11 protein-coding genes are annotated in these 8,031 nt (G+C 47.7%); 8 read left to right on the top strand and 3 right to left on the bottom strand.

Features of this window, described 5'->3' with window-relative positions; translation table 11 throughout:
• The 6 genes from H582_RS0109850 to H582_RS31740 form a co-directional block, all read left to right on the top strand.
• On the top strand, positions 1 to 197 hold a 197-nt coding region (locus H582_RS0109850), incomplete at its 5' end, for a hypothetical protein (protein WP_028598422.1).
• A gap of 63 nt (positions 198 to 260) precedes the next feature.
• Positions 261 to 638, top strand: a complete 378-nt coding sequence (locus H582_RS0109845) for a hypothetical protein (RefSeq protein ID WP_028598421.1) — start codon at positions 261 to 263, stop codon at positions 636 to 638.
• On the top strand, positions 592 to 1,047 hold the full coding sequence (locus tag H582_RS0109840) for a hypothetical protein (protein WP_127464422.1): 456 nt from the start codon (positions 592 to 594) through the stop codon (positions 1,045 to 1,047). Before H582_RS0109845 ends, H582_RS0109840 begins: the two co-directional genes overlap by 47 nt.
• Positions 1,044 to 1,547, top strand: coding sequence for a hypothetical protein (locus H582_RS0109835; RefSeq protein ID WP_028598419.1), 504 nt, complete (start codon positions 1,044 to 1,046; stop codon positions 1,545 to 1,547). The genes H582_RS0109840 and H582_RS0109835 overlap by 4 nt, the downstream gene beginning before the upstream one ends.
• A 10-nt stretch (positions 1,548 to 1,557) precedes the next feature.
• The gene (locus tag H582_RS29960) at positions 1,558 to 2,646 is read left to right on the top strand and encodes a peptidoglycan DD-metalloendopeptidase family protein (RefSeq protein ID WP_052333118.1); all 1,089 of its coding nucleotides are present in this window, start codon (positions 1,558 to 1,560) and stop codon (positions 2,644 to 2,646) included.
• 15 nt (positions 2,647 to 2,661) lie between these two features.
• Entirely contained in the window at positions 2,662 to 2,961 is a 300-nt protein-coding gene (locus H582_RS31740; RefSeq protein WP_127464423.1) for a hypothetical protein, read from the top strand.
• 532 nt (positions 2,962 to 3,493) lie between these two features.
• Here the strand turns inward: H582_RS31740 and H582_RS0109825 are convergent.
• The 3 genes from H582_RS0109825 to H582_RS0109820 all read right to left on the bottom strand — a co-directional run bounded on the left by H582_RS0109825 (position 3,494) and on the right by H582_RS0109820 (position 5,217).
• Positions 3,494 to 3,688 carry a hypothetical protein gene (locus H582_RS0109825; RefSeq protein ID WP_028598418.1) on the bottom strand — a complete coding sequence of 65 codons (195 nt, stop codon included), beginning with the start codon at positions 3,686 to 3,688 and terminating at the stop codon, positions 3,494 to 3,496.
• A gap of 273 nt (positions 3,689 to 3,961) precedes the next feature.
• Positions 3,962 to 4,453: a hypothetical protein gene (locus H582_RS31735; protein ID WP_127464424.1), complete on the bottom strand. Its 492-nt coding sequence runs from the start codon at positions 4,451 to 4,453 to the stop codon at positions 3,962 to 3,964.
• 56 nt (positions 4,454 to 4,509) lie between these two features.
• Positions 4,510 to 5,217, bottom strand: a complete 708-nt coding sequence (locus H582_RS0109820) for a MerR family transcriptional regulator (protein WP_028598417.1) — start codon at positions 5,215 to 5,217, stop codon at positions 4,510 to 4,512.
• Between the two features lie 822 nt (positions 5,218 to 6,039).
• Between H582_RS0109820 and H582_RS26835 the strand changes: the two genes are divergently transcribed.
• Positions 6,040 to 7,101 (top strand): ParM/StbA family protein, encoded by a 1,062-nt coding sequence (locus H582_RS26835; protein WP_028598416.1) that lies wholly within the window; start codon positions 6,040 to 6,042, stop codon positions 7,099 to 7,101.
• Between the two features lie 43 nt (positions 7,102 to 7,144).
• Positions 7,145 to 7,576, top strand: coding sequence for a hypothetical protein (locus tag H582_RS31730; RefSeq protein ID WP_127464425.1), 432 nt, complete (start codon positions 7,145 to 7,147; stop codon positions 7,574 to 7,576).
• Positions 7,577 to 8,031: the final 455 nt, after the last annotated feature.

The following is an 8,031-nucleotide window of genomic DNA, read 5'->3' as shown; positions in this document are numbered from 1 at the left end:
GGAGGTGGAACAAAATGAAACAATATCTGATGAATGAAAAGGGTGCGAACGAAATCGTAACAACTGGTCTCGTCATCCTGTTTGGAGTGGTTGTCGCCGTGGGGGCGTTCGTACTTATCGATCCAGTCATCGACAATGGAATGAGTACGCTGACGAGCAAAATCACGTCTGTATTCAATTCCATCAACGGACTGTAAGTCCACAAATGGGCAGCAGGCGAGATACCGCCTGCTGCTTCTTCCTATGGAGGAGGCAGCGTTGTGTACGAGTTTTCAATGACTGGATTTTTGGACAACAGTTACAAGAAAAAGACGACTTTGGGGAATGTGCTGAATTTCTACCTTCGGGGCGATGGCTACCAGAAGGACTCAGGCAAGTATGAGCCGATTGAACACATGTTTGAAACGTGGGTGCCCGACGTCATTGATGTGGTGGAAAAGACTCCAAAAGGGTCGGTAGTAACTGTTACGTTCAACTTATTTCCGAAAAAGGTTCGTATCGAGGGCGGAATCACGGGGCGCTATGAGTCGCTGCGGGCGGTTTCTGTCCGCGTTTGGGATAAGGCTTTGCGAAAGGAGACGCCGAAAAAGGGTGAAAATGCGACGCAGCTGGCTTTCGACCAGTTACCTTACGAATGAAAAGGGCGTCACGGACATCATCGTGTACGCTTGGGGAATTGCAATATCGTTATGCGTGTTCGTCTTGTTTTTTATTTCGAGCAGCTTTGTCAGACAGGCGCTGGAAGTGCAACGCATAGCCGGTGGAGAGCTGCGTGACTCTATGCGCATCCATAACGGCCTGACGCCAGGTACGCAGAGCTTCATCATCCGCGAGCTCGAACGCCGAGGCTTCGATGGAGACAAGATCACGGTGACAGGCACACCGGCCGGAGCCAATTTCGGTACTGAGCTGACAGCTTCAGTTTCCTATGTGTACGATTTCCCAATCATCAGCATGCTGGACTCCGCCTTTCCGAATCTCATCGGATATCGGCCGATCATCATTCGCTCCGAACAGCACGCTTATGCGCTGGGAGTCGTGCGATGAAAAAGCTTCTGCTTAATGAGCAAGGGGGCGTCCACTGGATCATTTCTATCTGCGGAGGCGTCATCTTCTCCATCATGGCTTTTTGCATCTTCATTGATTCCTGGAGCATCGACCAGGTCGATCGTGTCGCCACGGATAAAGTGCATCAGCTCAACCTCGATATTTACTCCATGCTCAGTGTAGAACACACCGCATACACCACGGGATTCAAGATCGATGACGAAACGGCCGCGCTGTCCCTCTTCCGGAAAGGATTGCAGTCCCGATTTAATTTGGATTCGTCGCTTCGCCCGACGTCGTCGGATGGGGCGCTGACGGGACCGGTCCAGATTCTGAACTTCCGGGTCATTGATGACACGGAGCTGCCTTACACGGACGGTTATGGCCGTCAAATGCAGTTTCCCGGCATCGTGGCTGACTTGCTGCTCCCGGTTAAGACGCCAATGTACGGCATCTCCGGGAACCATCATGTTCTCATAACGACAGAAATATACAGGTGATTTTATGGCAATGTCACAGCCTCAGCCGGTGGCTGGCTCCAATAAGGGGCTGCTCGCTGGACTTGGCTGCCTCGTGCTTCTCATTGGAGGAGGCGCAGCCAGCATCGTCTTGTTCATCATCTTATCGACAGGCGTGTTGGAGTTCAAGGATTACAAAGTGCCGCAAATTTCCATGCCATTGTCGACATCGGACATCGTGTTTGTTCTTGGGGCAGAGGCGCTTTCCGTTGATCCGCTGAATACTGAGTGGGCGACGTTCTATTACTACGACTACACGGTGCCCCCAGGAAAGGATGGCATCTACCCCGTACATACAAGGTCGGTTCCGGGCTTGTCGCTGCTGGTACGTGAGCGAGCGCCTGTCTACGCTCCATTCGCTGGCCTTATTACGATGGATGGAGCCTCGAACATCTTCTTGGAGGGCGATGGCCGCCGGATTTTCGTTCATGGAATCAGCCTGACGGTCGAGCCGGGGATGAAAGTACAGAAAGGGGACCAGTTCGGCATTATTGAAAATTCCGTTCTGGAAACGGGGCTGCAAGAGCGTTCTGGACGTGATTGGGCTTGGATCTCCAACTACTACATTCAATATTTGTACTGGACCGCACGAGGCAACGTCTTTCCCCTCTATGCGCCTCCGGACAGCAACGGTAAAAAGAAATATCGGTACTCGAGTGAATTTGGATATCGGACGCACCCTGTCACGGGGGAGAAGGAGAAGTTCCATAATGGGCTAGATGTGGCCGTTCCGGTCAACACGCCTATCCTGGCTGTAGAAGATGGAACGATCGAAAGCGCTCGTTCGGCGTCGGACGGAAATGCAGGCGGTAACCGAATGTATCTAATCAGCGCAGATGGAAAGCGCCGATACTGCTACATGCACCTGAATTCCTTCCTCGGTAAAGCGGGGCAAGTCGTGAGAAAAGGGCAGCAGATCGCGTGGAGTGGAAACACGGGCCGATCGACAGGGCCTCACCTTCACCTAGCCCTCTACGATGTAGCTCATGGCAACGAAGTTTATGATCCGGGTCCGATTGTTCGCTACTGGGAGAGTACCATGGACTGGGACGCGGCCAAGGCAATGATGAGGCGTAATTGAATGGGGGGTGTGAATTTGGGCAGCGCATTGCTTTGCGGTTGCGACACGATTGCTCAAACGGGTTATTTCAAGGTCAATGAACAGGGGTCGGCAATCGTCCCCATCGTCAAGGAAGAATATGAAGCTGTGGGGCGCTCAGACGCCCTTCTCGTTCGCGTTTGTCCGCGGTGCGGGCATTTGACGGGGGATGCAGGACAGCGTCTTACGAAGCTATTTACGGCTCCTGGATCAATGATCCCCGTTTACTTCCACATGAAAAAGCGCCTGATGTTTGCGGCATCAGGCGCTGGCCAGGAACGACTCTCCAATTCATGAGGGGGAGCCACTTACTACTATACCTGCGCGGCCGCTCAGGCGCTAGTAACTTAACCAGAGAAGACGAAAAAAGGGACGCCTCTATAGGGGCGTCCCTTTAACACGTGTTAAGAAACAAAAGGTCCTATTTGCTTCCAGGTAAGACAAGTGGTATTCTATTGGTGGCTAACTTGGGTGGGGGAAAATCCTCCGGATTGCTCCCGAAATAACCCGTTTCCAGTCGCCCCTTCCTCCGCCAGCGGAAGGGGTTTTTTGTTCGTATTCTGAGCTGAAATTGATATGTATAAAATACGGATTATGTGTAAATATAACTCTAGGTTTTCAACCAACGTCGCTTGGAGTTTTCTTTTTGCACTTCTCGCAATCAATCCAAGACCTCTTACTGTGCGGATAATTATTTATCCCTGTTTTGTGACCGCAGAGCGTTTTGGTTTTACCATTCCATGCTGCATGATAGAGTCCGGATTGACTTTTGAAATGACCGATCAAATTCATAAGATCACCTACCCAACAAACATTTTTTGACAGCCGGTCAGGGCTTGACTTCCCCTTTTGACCACTTCTCGAAAGCGTCCTCATAACAGGTTCCTTTTGCTCCGTCGGTGCCGTCTTTCTTAATCCGGGCGTAGGTGACAAAGTATGTCCGCCGAGTGCGGGAAGGAAACATCTCTATTACCCGCCGGTTCGGTCCTTTCTCGCCGTAGTAGGTCCTGCCGATCTCAATCATATCTACCTCTCCTTTTGGACATATGTACTCAATCACTCCCTACCAGAGATGCTGCTGTGCTCGGCTGGCCTCGGGCGTGTTTTAAGCTGTTACTCTGTAAACTTAATGCCGAGCGCTCGCCTGGCGGTGACTATGCGGCAGCTCTGCTCGTCCACGCAGAGCATCATTGGTTCTCCATCAAGTTCGTCAGCGGGTTCGATCTCGACGTCTTTACGATGACAGTGATCGCAGCGCCCTATCCGCAAACTGCTCGTAGGCAGCTTATGCTTTGAATTATTCACCCCACTCAATTAAACGCCATCCTTTCCATTGATACGAAGGATTCTTCCTCTTCCCTTGCATGCTGTACTTGATTTTCACTATGCCATCCCATGCCTGCTTAACCGTACCATCCAGAAGATCCTCGTGTTGGCGAAGCCAGTTTTTAAGGTTCCGGCAGGAATGAATTGTACCGTCTGGTGCCTGAATGGTCCACTCCTTCGCATTGACGTGTGTATCGAAACGCCCGGTCAATGGTTTGTGAGGAAGCGCGATGTGAGCTTTCTGAATACCTGCTGAAAATGTGCCGGCAGCAGCTAAGTTCTGCCGGTTCTTTTTGGAGCATTGTATTGAGCAAGTTACTTTGTCGCTACTAGGTGGAGCTGAAAACGGCAACCTGCAAATGATGCATTTCTTTACATTCTGCCGGAGGGTGCTGTAGCATTTTCGGGAGCATGCGTTCTTGTTCCTGCCACGCTCTCCCCCGCAAACTTTGCATTTCTCCAAAGGAGACCCCCTCCTTTCTTTCTTCCGTGTGCTCGCTTTATAACACGTGTTAATCTCTACCCTTCTCTCCTTGTCATTGTTTTACCTAAGCCAAATTCAACTGTCCAACGATCGGCTTCGTTGTCGCCAATATAATTTTGGATAAAGTCTTCTCGAGCAATTTGATTTTCAACTCGTTTGCCGAGAAATCCGGTTTTTATGGTTCGGCGCTCGATCGGAAGTTTCTCCCACGAAACAATCGCTTCATTTCTAAGCTGCTTCTTGATGCGGATTTCAGTCTGTTTTCTTGTGACGAACTCATGCCGTTCTTGTTCTGGATCTAAAGGGCTGGGCAGAGCAGTTTGGACGGTCAGGGAGAGATTCTGTAAAAGCGATTGACCCATATCATTCATCAAACCCTGCATGATCTGGCGGTTTTCTTCCGTAAAACGATGGCGCAGTTCTTCAAATAGTTGGCCGACATCATTTATGGCAACGTCAAACGATTCCGGGAACGGTCTAAGGTAAATCTCCTCTTGATCTTTGAGTTGTTCAAATATCGGCTTGATGTTAAAGCCTTGCTCGCGTTTCTGATTGATGTGATAGGCGATCTTGTAATCCTCATAGTCAAAAACGCGCTCCTTCCCTCCTGTTACGCGATTGACATAATGGTACTTTTCCTTTTCGAGCTGATTGAACCAATTATTGATTGTCTGGTAGTGCTTACCTATATATCCCGAGAATTCCGTCAACTGACATGGGGTAAAGTCCTTTTCTTCCATCATTTGTCTCAAATCCTCTCCGGGAATTGTTTTAGAATCCGAGTCGTTCGTTGTATTTCAGCTCTTGTTCTTGGACGTATTGATTCTCATTGATTTCGCAAGTTGGACATAACGACTCGTGCCAAATCATAGCGCCTCCACCCCACTGGCTCTCAAACTCTTCATTTAATTCAGCAGCTTCGGCTTCAGAACTACATGGAACCCGAACGTGACGACGACAACTCTTGCAATACGCTAAGACGAACCCGCCTTTACGATCCTTTCTATACTCGAACATCCAGAACACTCCCTTGATATATTGTGTATTGATTATTTGTTTCCACAAAAAGCTTGAAAATCCTTCTCGATATATCGGGTTAAATGTATCTGATGACGTCGCTATATTGAGTATTTATTACATAGTGATTCTAATGAAGTAATTCTAGTGGTCAACATATTAAATCTGTATTACTTGTTGAATCGAAACCATTTATTATAGATTGACTCTAAGCGATACATTGACTCTGGTCTACTATAATTCCCTCTCTACATATTATGTATGGATTATATATTGAATAGATGAGCGCAAATCCCTTATCTCTATTGGATGTGTGAGAAGTGGCTATATTGACTACTGGTTCTATGTTATCAAAATTTCGTCGGCTTGAATAGTATTTTCATGTCATCTTCTTTCGTAAGTGGTATCTTAATACCACTCAAAAATGGTACGAATGAGAGGTTTTCGTGTCATTTTTCCGGGTGGATGTCACTGTCGTGCCATTTTTTTCTTGCCTATATGACATTTTCGTGCTACTTTTAATCTATCATTAATGGAGGTGTTTAAGAGTGAAGGTAATTGGAGCTGATCTTGGGAATGAGACTTGCAAAGTCGTGTACGGAATGGATCACAAACATAAGCTGAGCAATTCCATTAAAGAAGTCGTGGATTTCGGGAAAAGGAAGGATTTCGGTGAGCAAGGAGAAATCAGGGATAATCTCGATGTGACAATTACAAGTCGTCATGTGAACGGACGCTTTTATGTAGGTGCTCTGGCAAGTAAAATGGGGGAAACAAAAGTAGAGCCAGGCAAGCGGAAGGTACATAATAACACGCTCATCATTCCTTTTTTGACCCTCCTGGCATTGAATGCAACCGATAAAAAGGAAGAGTTAAAGGCGTGCGTTGGTCTTCCAATTAAGGAATACACAGACGACCGGCACGCATTTGAAGAAAAACTCCGTGGGGTTTACAAAGTCAAATTTAATGGACCTCCATTCAAAGAGGTTGAGATTGATTTGAAGGATGTTGTAGCGCTGCCCGAAGGAACTCCTGTAGCTCTGAATCTGGCCCTGAACGATACGGGGACAAAGTACCGCCAAAAAGAACTTCTTGAGAAGGATATCTGCTTTGCGGATATCGGCGCTTTTACGACTGACCTTCCTGTGTTGAGGAAAGGAAAAGCTGATCCCGACTTGTCGGAAGCAATGGATAATGGAATTGCAGTTTCCGTTGATCTCGTTGTCGAACACATCGCTGATATGTATAAAGTCAACCTTACTCGATCTCAAATGGTTCAAAAGCTGTTAGAAGGTGACTACAAGATGTCCATCGCTGGACAGGTTGTCGACACGAAACCATACTTCGATAAAGCATTCAACCTCTTTGCTACCGAACTTTTGGACAAAATGGACAGCATGTGGAGCAGGGTTTATACGATCGAGCAATTCATCGTCGTTGGTGGAGGTGCTATAATCCTCAAGCCATACCTGCTTGAAAAAGCAAAGCAGTTCACGGAACGCCCTCTTCCCCTTGTTTTTCTGCCAGAGGAAGAAGATCCGCAGCTTCAAAATGCGCTGGGTTATTTCAAAATGGCTCAACGGAAGTTTGCGGCTGTAAAGCAACCTTGATGCGACGGCTACCCGCTTCGCCGGACGGGGAGGAGGCAAAACGATGAAAGTAAAAGATACCTGGGCTCCAGGCAAGCCGAAATCAATCCGGCTGAGAAACGATCACGAGGAGTTGGCCAAACTGCTCAATGCTTCGAGCAATCCTAATGGAGAAATCTTGGAAGCTTTGGAATCGCATTTTGGTCTTCGTCCTGCTTCTGTTGTTTCCGACCCTGTTGTTGATCGGATAGTGGAGGAAGTTTGTGGACAACTTGAAAAGTTGTTTGACCAAAAAATAAAACTTGCATTAGCCTCCGTGCCCGTTAATCCGGTAGCTGTTAATCATGGAGTGCCCACCGCTGCTCCAGCTGTCAAGGAGTTTAGTAAATCAAGCGGCGCGCAGTCTCCACCTCAAGCTGCTAACGTGCTTTTAGCAAAACCGGAAGAAGATCCGGATATTAGCTTAAATGAGCTTGAAGGATTCTTTGATCTTTAATCTAGTTGTGGCCGGAACCCTTGTTGCATTGTGGACAAGTTGGGTCCGGCCACCGTTTTATCCACAATCTATTAAATTCCTACTTGTTTCTCTCCACAAAAGCCTCTATCATAATAAACAAGGCAGATCCTGTCGATAGAGAGGGTAGGCTTCCAGACAACGAAAAAGAGAGCCTTTCGGCTCCCCTTCGTTAAGTAGAGTTCCCAGGCTCTACTTAATATACATGCGAGGTAACTAGCACTTACCGCCGCAATGAGTATGACTTGGCTCAATTATACACCAAGTCGATGTAGGTTCCTACTGCTTTTTTTACCCAAAAGCAGGGAAATTATATCTATGTCCTCAATGCGTTTATTTTAGTCTACCCCTCGCTTGTATGTTATTTGAGGGGGTGGCCAAAATAAACGCTTTTTTGCATTCTGGACAGAAAAAAACCCTTGTCGGCCAAGACGAGG

This window comes from Paenibacillus pasadenensis DSM 19293 (genome assembly GCF_000422485.1).
Lineage (GTDB): Bacteria > Bacillota > Bacilli > Paenibacillales > Paenibacillaceae > Paenibacillus_O > Paenibacillus_O pasadenensis.
Note: the sequence above shows the minus strand (reverse complement) of the source record. Positions and strands in the feature narration are given on the sequence as shown.